Source organism: Pedobacter albus (assembly GCF_036324255.1).
Taxonomy (GTDB): Bacteria; Bacteroidota; Bacteroidia; order Sphingobacteriales; family Sphingobacteriaceae; genus Pedobacter; species Pedobacter albus.
This window is the reverse complement of sequence record NZ_JAZDQT010000002.1, coordinates 89,157-106,390: the sequence shown is the minus strand read 5'-3', so window position 1 is coordinate 106,390 and position 17,234 is coordinate 89,157. Positions and strand designations below refer to the sequence as shown.

General features: G+C 44.2%; 16 protein-coding genes. 2 read left to right on the top strand and 14 right to left on the bottom strand.

Features of this window, described 5'->3' with window-relative positions:
* Positions 1-16 precede the first annotated feature (16 nt).
* Complete coding sequence (locus tag VRU48_RS10235) at positions 17-937, top strand: DUF58 domain-containing protein (RefSeq protein WP_330107844.1); 921 nt, start codon at positions 17-19, stop codon at positions 935-937.
* Between the two features lie 432 nt (positions 938-1,369).
* On the opposite strand, the gene VRU48_RS10230 is transcribed toward VRU48_RS10235, so the two are convergent.
* From VRU48_RS10230 to VRU48_RS10175, 12 genes are all read right to left on the bottom strand, one after another.
* Entirely contained in the window at positions 1,370-2,689 is a 1,320-nt protein-coding gene (locus tag VRU48_RS10230; RefSeq protein WP_330107843.1) for a sensor histidine kinase, read from the bottom strand.
* Positions 2,690-2,833: 144 nt separating this feature from the next.
* Entirely contained in the window at positions 2,834-3,511 is a 678-nt protein-coding gene (locus VRU48_RS10225; RefSeq protein ID WP_330107842.1) for a response regulator transcription factor, read from the bottom strand.
* 74 nt (positions 3,512-3,585) lie between these two features.
* Positions 3,586-4,776, bottom strand: coding sequence for an aspartate aminotransferase family protein (locus VRU48_RS10220; RefSeq protein WP_330107841.1), 1,191 nt, complete (start codon positions 4,774-4,776; stop codon positions 3,586-3,588).
* A 212-nt stretch (positions 4,777-4,988) separates the two neighbouring features.
* Positions 4,989-5,429 carry a hypothetical protein gene (locus VRU48_RS10215; RefSeq protein WP_330107840.1) on the bottom strand — a complete coding sequence of 147 codons (441 nt, stop codon included), beginning with the start codon at positions 5,427-5,429 and terminating at the stop codon, positions 4,989-4,991.
* 6 nt (positions 5,430-5,435) lie between these two features.
* Positions 5,436-6,056: a hypothetical protein gene (locus VRU48_RS10210; RefSeq protein WP_330107839.1), complete on the bottom strand. Its 621-nt coding sequence runs from the start codon at positions 6,054-6,056 to the stop codon at positions 5,436-5,438.
* A gap of 123 nt (positions 6,057-6,179) precedes the next feature.
* Entirely contained in the window at positions 6,180-6,731 is a 552-nt protein-coding gene (locus VRU48_RS10205; RefSeq protein WP_330107838.1) for an RNA polymerase sigma factor, read from the bottom strand.
* 123 nt (positions 6,732-6,854) lie between these two features.
* Positions 6,855-7,811, bottom strand: coding sequence for a transketolase family protein (locus VRU48_RS10200; protein ID WP_199141344.1), 957 nt, complete (start codon positions 7,809-7,811; stop codon positions 6,855-6,857).
* A gap of 75 nt (positions 7,812-7,886) precedes the next feature.
* Complete coding sequence (locus tag VRU48_RS10195) at positions 7,887-8,732, bottom strand: transketolase (protein ID WP_330107837.1); 846 nt, start codon at positions 8,730-8,732, stop codon at positions 7,887-7,889.
* Positions 8,733-8,826: 94 nt separating this feature from the next.
* Entirely contained in the window at positions 8,827-9,291 is a 465-nt protein-coding gene (gene bcp / locus VRU48_RS10190; RefSeq protein ID WP_330107836.1) for a thioredoxin-dependent thiol peroxidase, read from the bottom strand.
* Between the two features lie 114 nt (positions 9,292-9,405).
* Positions 9,406-11,160, bottom strand: a complete 1,755-nt coding sequence (locus tag VRU48_RS10185) for a M23 family metallopeptidase (protein WP_330107835.1) — start codon at positions 11,158-11,160, stop codon at positions 9,406-9,408.
* A gap of 5 nt (positions 11,161-11,165) precedes the next feature.
* Positions 11,166-11,777 carry a fumarylacetoacetate hydrolase family protein gene (locus tag VRU48_RS10180; protein ID WP_330107834.1) on the bottom strand — a complete coding sequence of 204 codons (612 nt, stop codon included), beginning with the start codon at positions 11,775-11,777 and terminating at the stop codon, positions 11,166-11,168.
* A 28-nt stretch (positions 11,778-11,805) separates the two neighbouring features.
* Entirely contained in the window at positions 11,806-12,252 is a 447-nt protein-coding gene (locus tag VRU48_RS10175; protein ID WP_330107833.1) for a T9SS type A sorting domain-containing protein, read from the bottom strand.
* 272 nt (positions 12,253-12,524) lie between these two features.
* Between VRU48_RS10175 and VRU48_RS10170 the strand changes: the two genes are divergently transcribed.
* Positions 12,525-14,507: a KUP/HAK/KT family potassium transporter gene (locus tag VRU48_RS10170; protein ID WP_330107832.1), complete on the top strand. Its 1,983-nt coding sequence runs from the start codon at positions 12,525-12,527 to the stop codon at positions 14,505-14,507.
* A 41-nt stretch (positions 14,508-14,548) separates the two neighbouring features.
* On the opposite strand, the gene VRU48_RS10165 is transcribed toward VRU48_RS10170, so the two are convergent.
* The gene (locus tag VRU48_RS10165; RefSeq protein ID WP_330107831.1) at positions 14,549-15,100 is read right to left on the bottom strand and encodes a hypothetical protein; all 552 of its coding nucleotides are present in this window, start codon (positions 15,098-15,100) and stop codon (positions 14,549-14,551) included.
* 2 nt (positions 15,101-15,102) lie between these two features.
* The gene (locus tag VRU48_RS10160) at positions 15,103-17,052 is read right to left on the bottom strand and encodes an amino acid permease (RefSeq protein ID WP_431311638.1); all 1,950 of its coding nucleotides are present in this window, start codon (positions 17,050-17,052) and stop codon (positions 15,103-15,105) included.
* Positions 17,053-17,234: the final 182 nt, after the last annotated feature.

The following is a 17,234-nucleotide window of genomic DNA, read 5'->3' as shown; positions in this document are numbered from 1 at the left end:
TTGTTAGCTTTACCTTATGGCAACAATTAATCCGTACGAAAACCTGCAGCTTCATACCAATCTCGAGCTTTTGGCCCGTCAGGTGGTAGAAGGTTTCATTACTGGACTGCATAAAAGTCCCTTTCACGGATTTTCGGTCGAGTTTGCCGAACACCGCTTGTACAACAATGGCGATACGGTAAAAAACATCGACTGGAAGCTGTTTGCCAAAACCGATAAGCTGTTTAGCAAGCGCTACGAAGAAGAAACCAACCTGCGTTGCCAGTTTGTAATCGATACTTCTTCGTCAATGTATTTTCCCGACGAAAGCTACAACAAGCTCACTTTTGCCGTGCAGAGCACAGCCGTATTGATACAGTTGCTGAAACAGCAGCGCGATGCGTTTGGCCTGAGCTTGTTTACAGATCAACTTGGCTTAAATACCCAAGCCAAATCGACCAATACGCATCAAAAATACTTGTTTGCCCAACTGGAGCAGGTGTTAAAAGCGCCTAGAATGAATATCACCACCAATTTGGCTATGGCCTTGCACCAGGTGGCCGACTTGATCCATAAACGTTCTTTGGTTATTGTTTTTAGCGATATGCTGCAAACCGTGCACGACGAAGAAAAGGTAGCGGCCTTGTTTTCGGCCCTGCAGCACCTCAAGTTCAATAAGCATGAGGTTGTGCTTTTTAACGTAACCGATAAAAACAAAGAGGTGGCCTTTGATTTTGCCAACAGGCCTTACGAGTTTGTGGATATGGAAACGGGAGCCACCCTAAGGGCACATGCTTCGCGCGTAAGGGATGCTTATTTGGAGCAGATGGGCAGTTATCGGCAACAGTTGGCCCTGAAATGTGCCCAGTATAAGATTGATATGGTTGATGCAGACATCAAAGCCGGATTTGACCAAGTACTGGAAGCTTACCTGATCAAGCGCCAAAAAATGGGGTAATTTCCCTCCGCTGTTGTTGGTGTTCTTCACCAACAAACAATAATTTAAGTTCTCCTTGGTTTTCTTCGTTGCTTCTTGTGCGGTGTTCTTTACCAACAAGCTAAAAAGTTTATTGCTCTTGTTTGGTGCCCCTCGTTGCACTTGTTGGTGTTCTTCACCAGCAAGCTAAATAGAAACAATAATTTTTGAATTTCAATTTGCCGGGATGCACCACCTCGGCCTTAAATAGAATTGCTGGAAACAAAAAAACCTTCATGTATTTTGCAATACATAAAGGTTCAGATAAGGGTAACCGGAAAACTAAAAAACTATTGATGAGTTTTTAGATAACAAAACGGAAATCGCTTCTGGTGTTTTGTTATTCAAAGATGCTTTTCGATTATGAAGATTTTATGAAGAATACTTCAGCTTTTGCAAAACTGCCATTTGAAGCTAGGCAATAGGAAATTCGATGGTAAAAACCGATCCTTTGCCCTTTTCTGATTGGATATTGATTTCGAGCTGATGAAATTTGGCAATACTGTTTACAATGGCCAACCCGAGTCCAAAACCTTCCTCAGTGTCGTCGTTTTCCCTTTCAAAGCGTTTAAAGGCATTGTCTATTATTTTTTTGTCCATGCCAATTCCGGTATCGGCAATGCTCAGCAGGTACCGGTGGGCCTCCAAGTGGTCTTTAATGGTAATATGGCCACCGGTTACGTTGTATTTGATGGCATTATTGATGATGTTGACCAGCAAGGTATGAAACAGAGCCTGATTGCCTACCAACTTAAAGTCTTCGGTTACCTCGTTGGTGTAGCCTAGCTTTTTGTCCTGTATGCGGTCTTCCAGGTCTTCATAAATCTCTTCCAGCTCGTCTTTAACATGAATCTGGTCGGTTTTAAGGTATTGGTCGTTTTCTACCTTCGAAATGAGCAAGAGGCTGTTGATGATTGCCTTTAGGCGATTAAGGGTTTTGAGCGAAGCGAATAACTTGTTTTCGTGCTCTTCTGGCAGGTTTTCGGCGGCCAGGATGTTTTCCAGCCTTCCCGAAAGGATAGAAATAGGGGTTAGCAGTTCGTGCGATACATTGGCGATAAACTGTTTTTCGAGCGAAAACAGGGTCGATATTTTGCGCATCAGCGAATTGATGCTGTTGTCTAGGATCTTAAAATCGGTGGTATGCGTCGGAACGTTCTGGTAATTGTAAGAAGTGGGATCGTTTACCTTGTTCAGCTTTTGGTCTATGATCTGATAAAAAGGCTTCAAAATGAACTTGGTAAAGGCAAAATCGGTAATCAGCGTAACCAACAAGGCAATAACCAGTACAATGAGCATGTAAAACCTGATGGTTGTTTTTACGGCCTGCATGGCCGTCATGGTTTCGCCAAGCTCGAGTTTATAGCGCTTGTTGTCGTATTCGAACTGTTCGTTTAAAATGCGGTAAATTTCTATATCGCCTTCAATTTCGCGGCGCTCGGTGGTAAATGAAATGGTGGTGTCGAGCTTTGCGGTTTTGGGAACGGTGCTGAGCACCACGAACTCGTCTTTTAAGATGTTGTAATCGGTAAACGAATGCTGGATGTTTAACAAGCTGTCGATTTCGTTGCTGCTGAGGTTGGCAATTACCTTGAGCCTTTTTTTGGTTAAGCGGCCATCTAAATGGTGCGAAGAAATGGTTTCGAGCGAAAGCAAAATAATCAAGCCCAATACCAGGATTACGGCAATCTTGGTGATGGCATTGTAAAGGGCAAATTTTGCTTGCAGGTTCATCAGATTATGGGTTCATTAGTTCATCAGTTCACTGGTTCATTAGTTCATTGGTTCATTGGGCTGATTGGTCATTGGAGGATTGATAGACAGCTTAAAAGTAAACCGTATGCAATTATCCAATTCCATTTCCCTTTTTGTTTTATCTCAACAATTAATGCGGTACCCGATGCTCCTCACGGTTTCGAACCAGTCGGCTTTGGTGCATTGGCTCAGTTTTTTGCGCAGGTTTTTCACGTGTACATCTACAAAGTTCGAATCGGAGTTCACTTCCAAAATGTCGCCCCAAACATGCTCGGTAAGGCTCATGCGCGATACCACGCGGTTTTTGTTCAGTACGAGGTAGTTGAAAATCTCAAACTCTTTTTTGGTTAAAGGTACTCTTTCGTTTTGGTAGGAAACCGTACGGTTCTGGATGTCGAGCACAAAATCGTGGATGTTGAATTCGTTTTTTTCGAGCTTGTGCTTCCTGCGGATAATGGCGTGCATCCTGGCCAAGAGTTCGTTCAGCGAAAATGGCTTGGCCAAATAATCGTCGGCACCCCCATCAAGTCCTTTGATACGGTCGTCAACCGCGCTTCTTGCGGTTAAGATAATCACGGCATCGTCGCGGTCTTTGAGGTTTTTGAGCTGTTTAAGCACTTCAAAGCCGTCCCCATCGGGTAACCCCAAATCGAGCAGCACAAAATCGTATTGGTTTACAAAAATTTTCTCTTCTGCCGACGATTTTTTCCAGGCATGTTCTACAATGTAACCCTCGCGACTTAAAAACTCGTCCATTTCGAGAGCCAGGCCTTTTTCGTCTTCAACAATGAGTACGTTCATTTCGGTTAATAGTTTTCGGTTAACAGTCGCAGTTTGACAATTCTAGCAATTTAACAATTGATCAAATAGAAACCCTAGTTCACAACCAAGTTAATGTTTTTTAAGATAATTGCGCAAGCTTCAGCTATTTCGGCTTCGCTGATGACGAGTGGCGGGGCAATGCGCATGGAATTGCTGCAGTGAAGAAACCAGTCGGTAACCACGCCATCGGCAATGCATCCATCGATAATGGCTTTGTTGGTTTCGTAGCTGTCGAACTCTACGGCTAGCATCAGGCCTTTGCCCCTGATTTCCTTAATGGCCGGATGTTGCAACAGTTTTTTGAAAAGCTGACCCTTGGCTTCAACACCAGCCACCAGGTTTTCTTCTACAATGGTGTTTAAGGTGGCCAGGCCTGCGGCGCAGCTTACGGGATGTCCGCCAAAAGTTGTAATATGGCCCAAAATAGGATTGTTGGTAAACACCGACATGATGGCTTCTGAGGCTATAAAAGCACCAATTGGCATGCCTCCACCAATGCCTTTGGCCAATAATAAAATATCGGGCATTACGTCAAAATGCTCAAAGCCAAACAGTTTGCCGGTACGGCCAAAACCACATTGGATTTCGTCGAACACCAACAAAGTACCCGTTTGTGTACATTTTTCGCGGAGGGCTTTTAAATAGCTTGCTTCAGGTACCCTAATGCCGGCTTCGCCTTGTATGGTTTCTATAAAAACCGCGGCAGTTTGCTGGTCTATTTTTTCGAGGTCGGGTAACGAGTTGAACTCGATAAACTCGATGGCAGGAAGCAAGGGCCGGTAAGCCTGTTTAAATTCTTCGTTGCCCATTAAGCTCAATGCGCCCTGGGTACTGCCGTGGTAGCTGTTTTTGCAGGCGATGAGCTTGTTGCGTCCGGTAAATCTTTTAGCCAGCTTCATGGCGCCCTCTACGGCCTCGGCGCCCGAATTTACAAAATAGGTACAGCTCAGGTGAGGTGGAAGTGCCTTGGCCAGTGCTTCGGCAAAATTTACCTGCGGACTTTGCACATACTCTCCATAAACCATCAGGTGCATATAGGTTTCGGCTTGCTGCTGAATGGCCTTTACCACATTGGGATGGCAGTGGCCTACATTGCTCACACCAATGCCGGCAATAAGATCCATGTATTTTTTACCTGTGGCATCGTACATGTAAAGTCCATTGGCCTTTACAAACTCAAGCAGCAGGGGAGTGGGCGAAGTTTGGGCGTTATGTTTTAAAAAAAGCTCGCGTTGTGTTAACATGCGACAAAAATACGCAAAAAAGCTTTTCCAGTTTCCGAATAATATTTACTAAAAATTTAGTTACAAAGAGTTCTTTGTTACGGGTAATCAGTATTTTTACGGAAACTTAGTAGAGTAGCCGAAGTAGAGACCGGCGTTCTGAGTTCATTTAAGTTAAAAAAGAAATCCCATGGACCGGTGACCCATGGGATTCTTTTTAAATCGTTGAATTTTTATTGTTTAGGCTGCCCTCTGTAATTGTTCAGCAGTTCTTTTTTAAAGGCTTCCTGCGCCCTGTAAAACTTGCCTACGAGTTTGATCGGCAAGTTGGATTTGAACTTGTTGTAGTACTTGCGTTCGATGTTGAGGTCTCTTTGCCTAAAATCGAAATCGTTTAAAATCAGGCTTTGGATTTCGGTATCAGACAAATCGTCGATTTCCTTGATTTTCCTGAAGCTGATCATTTGTTGCATGCGCTCCTTTCTCAGCGTACTTTGCTCTCTGGTGTAATCGTTGTAGATTGGCCAGAAAATCTTGGCCTCGTCGGCCGAAAGATCGAGCTTGGTTGTTAGCCAGGTTACTTTGTAGGCTTCCATTTTCTCGTCCATTCTCGGGCCCTGTGCCAGGGCCAGTGTTGGAAAGAGCAATAAAGCGATAATTAAATTCCTCATCATTAATTTTTATAAGTTATTCGACAAATCACTCGATGAAAAATGATTTAGGATATAGTTTTCCATTTCTGTATCTGAAGCAGAAGCGTTGGCGGTTTGGCCTTCCTGTAAATGTTCGATGATCACGCTTTCGTCGATGTCATAAAGCATTTGTTCGTTGGCCAATTCGGCTTTACGGGTTTGTTTAAGCGTGTTTTGCTGGTTCAAATACAATCCAGATGCGGTTAACACAATAAAACAGGCCGCCGAAACGTATTTCATCAAATCAGACTGCCAAAGCCTGATTGTCTTCGGTTTCGGCCTGCTGGCTGCCGTTTGGCTTAAAATATTGGCCTGCAGCTTTTCAAAATAACCTTCTGGGGTTTTAAAGCCATCTGTTGCCGTCAGTGTTCGAAGCTGGTCTGTCGCAATACGGTCTTCGATCTGCAATGCCAAATCCTCAAAATAATTTTGCGGAACGGTAAAGCCCTGATCTTCTTTTTGCATCAAACCATCAACAAAAACCGATTGATTGATATGCAATTGCAAGTGGTCAAAATAATTATCCGGCACACGATATGGCGTAGTTCTTGGCAAGCTGGCTAAAAATGCCGCTTCCTTTTCCCATTCCATATTTTCATTATCTTTCATCTTCTTTTTCGGTTATGAAGCCCTCATGAGTAGCGGGTGATTTTTAATCGAAACTCATGCTGGTTCCATTATTTTTATTCATCACGTATTATTGATGGTTTTTATAGCAAAAGGTTTAATGCCTTAATCTTCATTTAATAAAATACTTTCTATTTTTTTGACGGCGATGTGAAAAGAAGCCTTTAAAGCGCCAACACTGGTACCCAAAACCTCCGATATTTCGTCGTATTTCATATCGTCGAAATACTTCATGTTAAAAATAATGCGCTGTTTCTCTGGTAGTTTCAGTACAGCTTCCTGTAGCTTGCGCTGGATTTTGTCGCCATCGAAATAAGTGGAAGAAGCCAGGCTTTCGGCCAGTTCGTTGCCCACATCGTCGAGCGAAACATTGTTTTTGAGCTTTTTCTTGTTCAGAAAGGTGATGCACTCGTTGGTGGCAATGCGGTAAATCCAGGTGTACAGCTGCGAATCGCTCCTGAAATTGCCCAGGTTTTTCCAAACTTTTACAAAGGATTCCTGCACCAGGTCATCGGCATCATCATGGTCTATGACCAGTCTGCGGATGTGCCAATATATTTTTTGCTGGTATTTTTGAAGGAGCAGGTTGAATGCCTCGTTGCGTGTTCTTTCAACACCAAACTTTTGCAGTATTTCCGAGTCTTCAACTTGTTTCATTCAGTTAGGTAGTTGATGGTTTGGCTTTTAAACGCTTTTAACGGGCTTAATATACAACAAAGGCACAAAGTTCACAAAGCTTATTTTCTTTATGCACCTTGTGCCTTCGCCAGGTTTTGATCGCTAGGCTTTTCTTTTGATCACTTTTTGAGCAGCGGCTACGATATCAGCTGGATCCAATTTGTATTTGGTCATGAGCTGGTCTGGCGTAGCACTCTCGCCAAAGCTGTCGTTTACGGCAACAAATTCTTGTGGCGTAGGCAGCTCGGTAGTAAGCAGGCGGGCCACGCTCTCGCCCAAGCCTCCGTATTTGTTATGTTCTTCGCAGGTTACCACGCAACCTGTTTTCTTGACCGATTTAAGGATGGCTTCTTCGTCTAGAGGCTTAATGGTGTGGATGTTGATGATTTCGGCATCGATGCCCAATTCGGCCAGTTTCTCGCCGGCTTCTATGGCTCTCCAAACCATGTGGCCAGTGGCGATGATGGTTACATCGGTTCCTTCGTTGACCATCCAGGCCTTGCCGATTTCGAATTTTTGGTCGGCAGGGGTGAATACGGGAATAACCGGACGACCAAAACGCAGGTAAACCGGTCCTTCATGCTCCATAATGGCTAAGGTAGCGGCCTTGGTTTGGTTGTAGTCGCAAGGGTTGATTACGGTCATGCCCGGCAACATCTTCATCAGGCCGATATCTTCCAGAATTTGGTGGGTTGCACCGTCTTCGCCCAAGGTTAAGCCAGCGTGCGAAGCACATATTTTTACGTTTTTACCCGAATAGGCAATAGATTGGCGAATTTGGTCGTAAACCCTGCCGGTAGAGAAGTTAGCAAAAGTACCCGTGAAAGGAATTTTGCCACCAATGGTCATGCCGGCGGCGATGCCCATCATATTGGCTTCGGCGATACCTACTTGTACAAATCGCTCAGGAAAATCGTTGGCGAAATCGTCCATTTTCAAAGAGCCTTTCAAATCGGCGCAAAGAGCAACTACGTTTTCGTTGCGTTTGCCGGCTTCATGCAGGCCCGCTCCAAAACCTGAACGTGTATCTTTTTTTTCGGTGTATGTGTATTTTTTCATTATAATAAGTATAGGGTACAGCGTATGGCATATTGCGTTTAATCTCTATACGCACGGCCCGATACGCTCTACAAATTAATAATCTCCAAGGGTTTCTTTAAGTTGCGATAAAGCTACTGCCAATTGGGCATCGCTTGGGGCAGAACCGTGCCATTTGTGGGTGCCTACCATAAAATCAACGCCGTAGCCCATTTGGGTACTCATCAGGTTTAAGATCGGCTTGCCTTTTCCGGTGAGGGATTTGGCATAGTGCAGGGCTTTTACAATCTGCTCCATATCGTTGCCATCGGAGGTAATGACATGCCAGCCAAAAGCTTCGAATTTGGCTTGGAGATTTTCTAATGAAAGTACTTTCTCGGTTGGTCCGTCAATCTGCTGGCCGTTATAGTCGATGCTGGCAATCAGGTTGTCAACCTTGTGGAAAGGCGCAAACATAAAGGCTTCCCAGTTTTGTCCTTCCTGCAACTCGCCATCGCCCTGAAGGGTATAGATCAGGCTTTTGTCGTTGTTCAGTTTTTTGGTAAGGGCAGCGCCGATGGCTACAGAAAGACCCTGGCCCAACGAGCCAGAGGCCACGCGAACGCCTGGAAGGCCTTCGTGGGTGGTAGGGTGACCTTGTAACCTAGAATCAAGTTTTCTGAAGGTAGCCAATTCGCTCACCTCAAAATAACCAGATCTTGCCAACACGCTATACCAAACCGGCGAAATATGTCCGTTTGAAAGGAAAAATAAATCTTCGCCAACACCGTCCATGGTAAATTTTGGCGAATGGTTCAGTACCTCGTAATATAACGCGGTAAAGAAATCGGCGCAGCCTAACGAGGCGCCCGGGTGGCCAGATTGAACGGCATGTACCATTCTCAGCACATCTCTTCTTACTTGCGAGGCAATGTCTTCTAGTTCACTAATTGTATGTTTCATTAAAGTAAAATTGTTATGGTAACAAAGGTAATCTTATTATGGTTGCTAAGGTAGAAAGTTGAATTTAAAAACCCTAGCTAATTGGTAGAATTTATTATTTGCCTAACAGCTCAAGTACTTGGGCCGTTGGACTTTTGGTGTCTACCTTGGCAATGATGTGTTCAATTTTGCCAGCTTCGTCAATCACGAAGGTGGTACGGTGGGTGCCCATGTACTTTTTGCCGTACATGTTTTTTTCGCCCCAAACACCATAAGCTTCTACAATGGCCTTGTCGGTATCAGCCAGCAACGTAAACGGCAGGCTGTGCTTGTTGATGAATTTCTGGTGCGATTTCTCATCGTCTACACTCACGCCAAGTACTTCTATGCCCTTAGCCTTCAAGCCCTGGTAATTATCCCTGAAATCGCAGGCCTCGGCGGTACAGCCCGGGGTATCGTCTTTCGGATAAAAATAAAGCACTACTTTTTGTCCTTTAAACTGGTTGAGCGAAACAGTGTTTCCGTTTTGGTCTTTCGAAGTAAATGCCGGAGCTTGATCTCCGATTTGAAGTGTTGCCATTTTGAGTATTTTTAGGGGTTTAGTCGATAGTTAATAGTCCACAGTTGATAGTTTTCAGTCGGCAGTTTACAGTTGGCGGTTTACAGTTAGCCATTGAACAATGAGCCAATGGGGCTATCTGGTAAATTCGATGGCGTAACGTTTGGTATTGCCTTTCATATCTTCAACAAGCAACTCGAAACTATGTTTGCCCGGGGTTGTTCTTTCGTCGAAAGTGTGCCAAAGGCTTGCTGTTTTGGTATCAAATTCCATCAATATCCATTTGCCGTCAATATAGCCATTAAAACTTTTAATTCCCGAAAGGTTGTCGCTAATCCTGAAGCTCATTTTACTTAACTCAGACATATTCTTGCCAGGCGCAATATTTACCGGAACAATGCTAGGGGCAACGGTATCGATGGCGATAAAGAAACTGCCAAAGCTGCGCGGCGTAGCCTTCACGTAGCCGTTTTCAAAATAGCCGCCTTGCGACGAGCGGTTGGTGTTTACAATCAGCGCCTTGTTTTGATATTTGCTCAGGCTGCTGTCGGCCTTGATCCAGATTTCGAAGCCGGTGTGTAGCGGCGTTTGGCTGTTTTGCACCTGATGGATGGCCGAAAACGCATTGCTTGTTGGCTTAGGCAGTTTTTTGTAAATGAAATTGAGGTCGTTGTACAGCGTGCCTTTGGGTAAGATGATCTTGACCTCGTCGCTGTTGTATTCGTTGGTTTTGTTGTACGGAAACTGGATGCCTTCGGGCGAGGCAGGTGTATTGATCACCGCTTTGGGGTCGGCCAGTACCTTAAACTGCAGGGTGCTTTTGTTGCCCTTCGAGTCGGTAACGATGTACTTGATTTCGTGCAATTTGCCATCGTTGAAGGTGATGCGCCCATTGTTGACCAAATTGCTGTAAATCTGCAAGGGGTTGCCCGGATCTACAAAACTCTTTTGGATGCTTTTCTTGAGGTTTAAAAAAGCCGGATAGTCAATGTGCGAATTGATGGCCTTGCTGTTTTCGAAACTGAATCTTTCTAATGCCGAGGTGTAAACCAGGGCGCCATCTAATTCTAATTGGATAGAATATACGCCGTTAAGGCCCGAGAGGCCGTTGTGCTTATCGGTGGTAATGATGCCGAAACCTACTTCGCCACTTAAATGGATGGTAGTTACTTTATTGAGGTCGTATTTTCCGTTGGCACCTACTACCTGAAAATATTGTTTGGGCGTAAATTCGTTGAAGGGTTTTCCGTTTAAGCGATATACGTACATCGAGTAGATAACCGGCGGAATATTATCGGGAATTTCGATGCCTAACAGCTGCGGGTTAATGGTGGCTTCGGTTTTGCTGTCGCGAAGCTCGAAGTGCAGGTGCGGTCCGCCAGAACTTCCGGTATTGCCCGAATAGGCAATGATTTCGCCTTTGCGCACCGGGAGCAGGTCGGCATTAGGGAATTCGTCTATTTCGTACGATTTGTTTTTATACTGGATGGCTTTTACCTGTTGCGCAATTTTTGGACTGAAACGTGACAAATGCCCGTAAACCGAAGTAAAACCGTTGGGATGAACGATGTACAGTGCCAGTCCGAAACCGCTGTTTTGTACACGCAACCTCGAAATATAGCCGTCGGCGGTGGCGTAAACCGGATAGCCGATGCGCTGGTTGGTGCGAAAATCGATGCCCGAATGGAAGTGGTTGGCCCTCAATTCGCCGAATGATCCGGCCAAGGCTGGGGGCACAATATCCAATGGTTGCCTGAAGTCGGTAAGGGGGTAAACGTTGCCGCTAAAAACCTGCTGAGCCTTGGTTGGTAGGCACAATAGCAAGAACAGCGCAGTTAAATAAGCAAGTAGGGACTTTGGCAAGTCCAAAATATTTTTCAAAGGAAGCATCGGTATTATTTAATGTGGAAATTGAGTAAAGGTTTGCCTTGTAGCCAGGCCTCTAAATGGTCGCCTTGTTTTACCTGGCCAACACCTTCGGGCGTACCCGTAAAAATGAGGTCGCCTTTTTTAAGGGTGATGTATTGGGAAACAAAGGCAATGATCTTTTCGAAAGAGAAGAGCAAATTGCTGGTATGCCCGTTTTGTCGTGTTTCTTGGTTCACCTGCAGCTCGAACTGCAACTGGTAGGGGTCGCCAAATTCGGCTTTTGGGCTAAAGGTGCTAATGGCAGCCGAGTTGTCGAAAGCTTTGGCCAATTCCCAGGGCAGGCCTTTTTCCTTGAGTTCGCCTTGGATGTCGCGTGCGGTAAAATCGATGCCCAAGCCAATTTCGTCGTAATAGTTGGCGGCAAATTTTTCGGCAATGTGTTTGCCTTCCTTGCAGATTTTAAGGACCACTTCCAGCTCGTAGTGAATGTCTGTCGAAAAATCGGGGATATAGAAAGGCTTGTTGTCTTTTAAAACAGCCGTTTCAGGCTTTAGGAATATAACGGGTTTTGTGGGAATGGCATTGTTCAATTCCTTGGCATGCGCAGCATAGTTGCGGCCGATGGCAATAATCTTCATGAAACAAAAATAAGAAACAAATAGGGAATTACAGTACCGAAATCCGTTTAATCACCTGTTCTCCACCGGCAACAATCCTCAAAAAATAGATGCCTGCGTTCAGTTTGTTGGGTATGGTGTAGGTTTTGGTCTGTTCGCCTGCAGGCGTGCGCTCATTGGCCAGTACCAGTACGTCGTTGCCCAAGAGGTCGGTAATTTTAATGGATAAGGTGCTTTCGCGGTCTAGGCGCAAGCTGATGTTGAGCTGTTCGTTTACCGGATTGGGATAAAGTTTGAGCACGGTCAATATTTTGTTCGATTTTACCGTTAAACCGGTATTCGTGTTTGCGCTCGAAAGGTTAAAAGCAGGCTTATAGGGCTGTATATTGGCTTTGATTACCGGTACGCGGCTTACCGTTTTTGGCTTGGGTTTTAGCGTAATGGCCGTGGTGTCTATTTTTTGGGCAAAAGCAGCATTGTTCAAAAAAGCTACCATGCAAAATATGCATAGTACGCTCAGGGAGAACGCTATTTTTGACTTTAAATTCATGTTGACTGCTGGCAAAAATATAAATAATTAAACAAAGAAATCAAACATTTTGTTGATTAAATCAATATTTAACAATATTTAACACCCCTGCTATTTTTAATTTTTTTGACTTTTTTTTGAGCGAAATATGGACGAAAAATATTATGGGCTTAATCACAATTATTTGATTAATTTTGCAACTCAATTTTTAGCAAATTCAAGTCATAAAAATTTAGCACGTGTCAAGTCATAAAAATGTGAATGCCCTTACTGCAGGTGGCGTTTTGATTAGTTTGGGAATTGTTTTTGGCGATATCGGTACTTCACCCTTATATACCCTCAATGCCATTTTTACAACTGTTTTGGGAATAAAAGATGGAGAGGTAACTAATCCAAACGGCATTACACCCGGTATTGTTTTGGGCGTGTTGTCGTGTATCATCTGGACGTTGACTTTGCAAACCACCATCAAGTATGTAATTATTACCCTCAGGGCCGATAACAAGGGCGAGGGCGGTATTTTTTCGCTGTTTTCTTTGGTGCGCAAAAAGGCAAAGTGGCTGGTTATACCGGCCATTGTGGGGGGCTGTGCCTTGCTTGCCGACGGTATCATTACCCCGAGTATTACGGTAACTTCGGCCATTGAGGGCCTCACCAATAAATTTGAGCACATTCAGGTTATGCCTATCGTGATTGCCATTTTAACCGTGCTTTTCGTGATTCAACAGTTCGGTACCAATTTGGTAGGCAAGCTGTTTGGTCCGGTTATGTTTGTGTGGTTTGCCGTATTGGGCATTTTGGGCATGTCGTTTATTGTGAAAGACCTGAGCATTTTCGCAGCCTTGAACCCATATCATGCCATTCATTTGTTGGTTAGCCATCCGAAAGCTTTTGTAATTCTGGGCGGTGTTTTCCTCTGTACAACTGGAGCCGAGGCTTTGTATTCGGATTTGGGCCATTGTGGTCGAAACAATATCCGTATCAGCTGGATTTTTGTAAAGCTCATGCTTATTCTCAACTATTTGGGTCAGGGTGTTTGGATTATCCACAACATGCGCAGCTATGTGCCCAGCTCAAAAGTGAATGCCTTTTTTCAAATCGTTCCGAGCCAGTTTCAGATCCCGATGGTGGTATTGGCTACCATGGCGGCCGTTATTGCCAGCCAGGCCCTGATTAGTGGTTCGTTTACGCTGATCTCGGAAGCCGTGAGGCTCAACTTATGGCCAAAAATACGTATTGTTTATCCTTCGGTTAGCAAGGGCCAACTGTATGTGCCGTCTATCAACTGGATGCTTTGGATAGGTTGTTGTGGCATTGTATTTTTCTTCGAGCGTTCTGAAAGAATGGATGCGGCCTATGGTCTTTCCATTACCATTGCCATGCTCATGACCACCATATTGGTAACTTATTACCTCAGAAGCAGGCGCTTTCCGCGGTATTTGGTCATTATTTTTATTGCAACCTACGTGTTGATCGAAGGAACGTTTTTGGTAAGTAACCTGCACAAGTTTTTAGAAGGTGGCTGGCTGACTGTATTATTGGGTTCGGCCTTGTTTACGGTGATGTGGGGCTGGTATGTGGCCCGCAAAATCAAGAACCGCTTTGTAAAATATGTGGATATCGAGGATTATTACCAGATTGTGAAAGAGCTGAGCGAAGACATTTCGGTGCCTAAATATTCGTCGCAATTGGTGTACCTCACCAGTGCCAACTTTAAAACGGAAATCGAATCGAAGATCATCTATTCGATTATCCAGAAAGAGCCCAAAAGGGCCGATGTGTACTGGTTGGTGCACGTAGATGTAATGGACGAGCCTTATACCATGGATTATAAGGTAGAATTCCTTATTCCGGGCAAGCTGATCAGAATCGATTTCAAATTGGGCTTTAGGGTAGAGCAACGCGTAAACCTCTTGTACCGTAAAGTGGTTGAAGAACTGGTTAAAAATGGCGAAGTTGACATTACCAGCCAATACACTTCATTAAACCGTCATAAGATTGCCGGCGATTTCCGCTTTGTGCTTTTAGAAAAACACTTGTCTAAGTTTACCAAACTCAGCTTCTACGAACGCAGCATTATGAACTACTACTTCCTGCTGAAACATTTTGCGTTATCGGAAGAAAGTAGTTTTGGCCTCGATTCGAGTTATGTTGACGTAGAAAAGGTACCGTTGATTTTTGTAACGCCAGATGATATTGAGCTGAACCGATTGGCGGTTTAAAGATAATATGAAAGCCTCGATTGAAACCATCGGGGCTTTTTTTAGCTCTTGTTTCTTAAGTATTTACTAAAAACATTGATATAGTTGTTATCGAATGTAATAGAGGTAATGTTTTTGAACTTGATTTTGCTAGGCTCATTATCCAAATAACCTTCTGGGTCGAAATCTATATGCCATAGGCTTTTCTTTTTTACTTCTATCACAGGGCCAATGGAAAAGAAGAAATTTTTATCACTTTCGTTTTCGATGATGCAATTCAAGTCATTTTCTTTAAGTGAAGTAAAGATAGATTGCCAGTTGCTTAGGTCGATTTTGAAGGTAATTTTTATACCTTCTTTCAGTCCCTCGCTTTCTAGCATATAATCCATGTATTTGTCGTATTTGTTATTTCTTATTTTGACGATATCGATAATCGGGATGATACGAAATCCATCTGGATGAATCTCTGCTATCTCCTTGACGAGAACGAAATCGTCAGAATAATCCAAAATATAGCAGTAAGTAAACTTGTGAGTACTTTTCTCTACCAGCCTCTTGATTCTGCAACAGGTCTTTTCTTTTTTATAAAGGGCAAGTTTTTCGAATATGGTCATTCTTAATTAGTTGGTGCTTGTCCCAATTTACTATGCTTAAAGCCATACAAAAAGTAAATCACTAAGCCCACAACCAGCCAAATGCCAAAGCCGATCCAGTTGGAAATACCCAGCTCGCACATCATGTACAAACAGCAGATCAGGCCCAATACCGGAATTAACGAAAGGTTTTTGGTGATACAGAAATAGGCGATGATGACACAGATGAACAAGAAAATCCACATCGGAATTTTATGCTTGAACAGCGACCAGCCACTCTCGTATTTCTTGGCGTAGGAGATCGATGATTTGGTCATGAAGTTGTCGTACTGCGCTGGCGTTAGGCTATTGAGGTAGGCCTCGGCATCAATCTGCTTGCCTTGCAAAACCACGGGGTTTGTGCTGATTTCCCTTTTAACCGTTTCCAACTCTTTTTCGTTTAGTGAAGTAATAAAGGCCACTGGTCCGTTTATCTTGGTTTCGTTGGTGATGAAAGCCATGGTTTCGGGCTTAAACTTGGTAAAGGCCACAGCCAAAACCGCAATGAAAGCTATCGGGATAATAAACTTCGAATTCACATAAGGAATCCTGAATTTGCCACGCTGTACATCGGGTTTGTTCTGCAATACCAAAACGCCCGCACAAACCAATACAAAGGCAAATAGGGTGCCGATAGAGCAGAGGTCGGTTACGATGGTAAGGTTCATGAACAACGACGGTACGGCTACCACAAAGCCTACTACAATGGTAGCAAACGAAGGTGTTTTGTATTTGGGGTGGATTTTAGAAAACGATTTGGGCAATAAACCATCGCGGCTCATGCTCATCCAGATGCGTGGCTGGCCCATTTGGAATACCAATAGCACACTCGCCATGGCAAAAACAGCACTTACGGCAATAATGCCACTCATCAGCTTCAGGTCTATCTGGTCGAAAACAAAGGCCAAAGGATCGCCAACGGCTAAGCTGTCAGACCTTACAATGCCGGTTAATACCAAGGCAATGGCGATATAAAGTACGGTACAAATGATAATGGCCCACATCATGCCTCGGGGCAAATCGCGTTGCGGATTTTTGCATTCTTCGGCCGTTGTAGAAATGGCATCGAAGCCAATGTAGGCAAAGAATACCGCCGAAACACCTTTTAAAATGCCCGAAACACCGTTTGGCGCGAAGGGATTCCAATTTTTGGTATCGATATAAAAAACGCCCACAGCCAGCACCAATAAAATTACGGCCAGTTTGACCACGACCATGGCGTTGCTGGCATTTCTCGATTCTTTCATGCCTCGGTAAATTAACCAGGTAATGAAAATGATAATGGCCAAAGCAGGCAGGTCGGCCACCAAATGGAAGCCCCCAATTTGTGGTGCGGTTGTCCAGGCATGGCTGGCAATACGTGTAACTTCGTCGAGGTTGGCTACGCTCTTGCCTGCACTTAAAAGTGCTTCGGCATGTTTATGTCCGTTTAAGGCCGAAAGGTAATCCATGGTGGCCCAATCAGGAATATTGATGCCGTTATCTATGCCCAGGGCAGGTATTCGTATGGAGGAGAGCAGGCCCGTAAAGTAATCGGACCAGGAAATGGCTACGGTAATGTTGCCAATGGCATATTCCATAATGAGCGACCAGCCGATGATCCAGGCTACCAATTCGCCAAAAGCAACGTACGAATAGGTGTAGGCACTGCCCGAAACCGGTACCATCGAAGCGAATTCGGCATAGGCAAAGGCGGCAAAACTACAGGCTACTGCGGTAAAAATGAACAGAAAGATTACGGCGGGACCGCCATCGGCGCTGGCTTTGCCAATGGTGCTGAAAATACCGGCACCAATAATGGCGGCAATACCAAAGGCGGTTAAATCTCTTACGCCTAGGGTTTTGTGCAGCGCGTCGCCATGGTCGCCATAGCCTTTTGCCGCATCTTCTAGAATTTTACTGATAGACTTCTTCCTGAATAGTTTTTCGAACATTTGTTGCTTGGTTGTTTTCCCAAACATAAAAAAAATATGCTTTAAATAAGAAGGCTTGTACAAGAAGGTTACACTAAATCTTCTTCTGTAGGGCTAAAGCAATCTTTTCGGAAAATCATTAAGCCTATAATGGGGGCGAAGTAGTTTTAAACATTCGAGCCAACGAGTTGGATCGTCTTCTT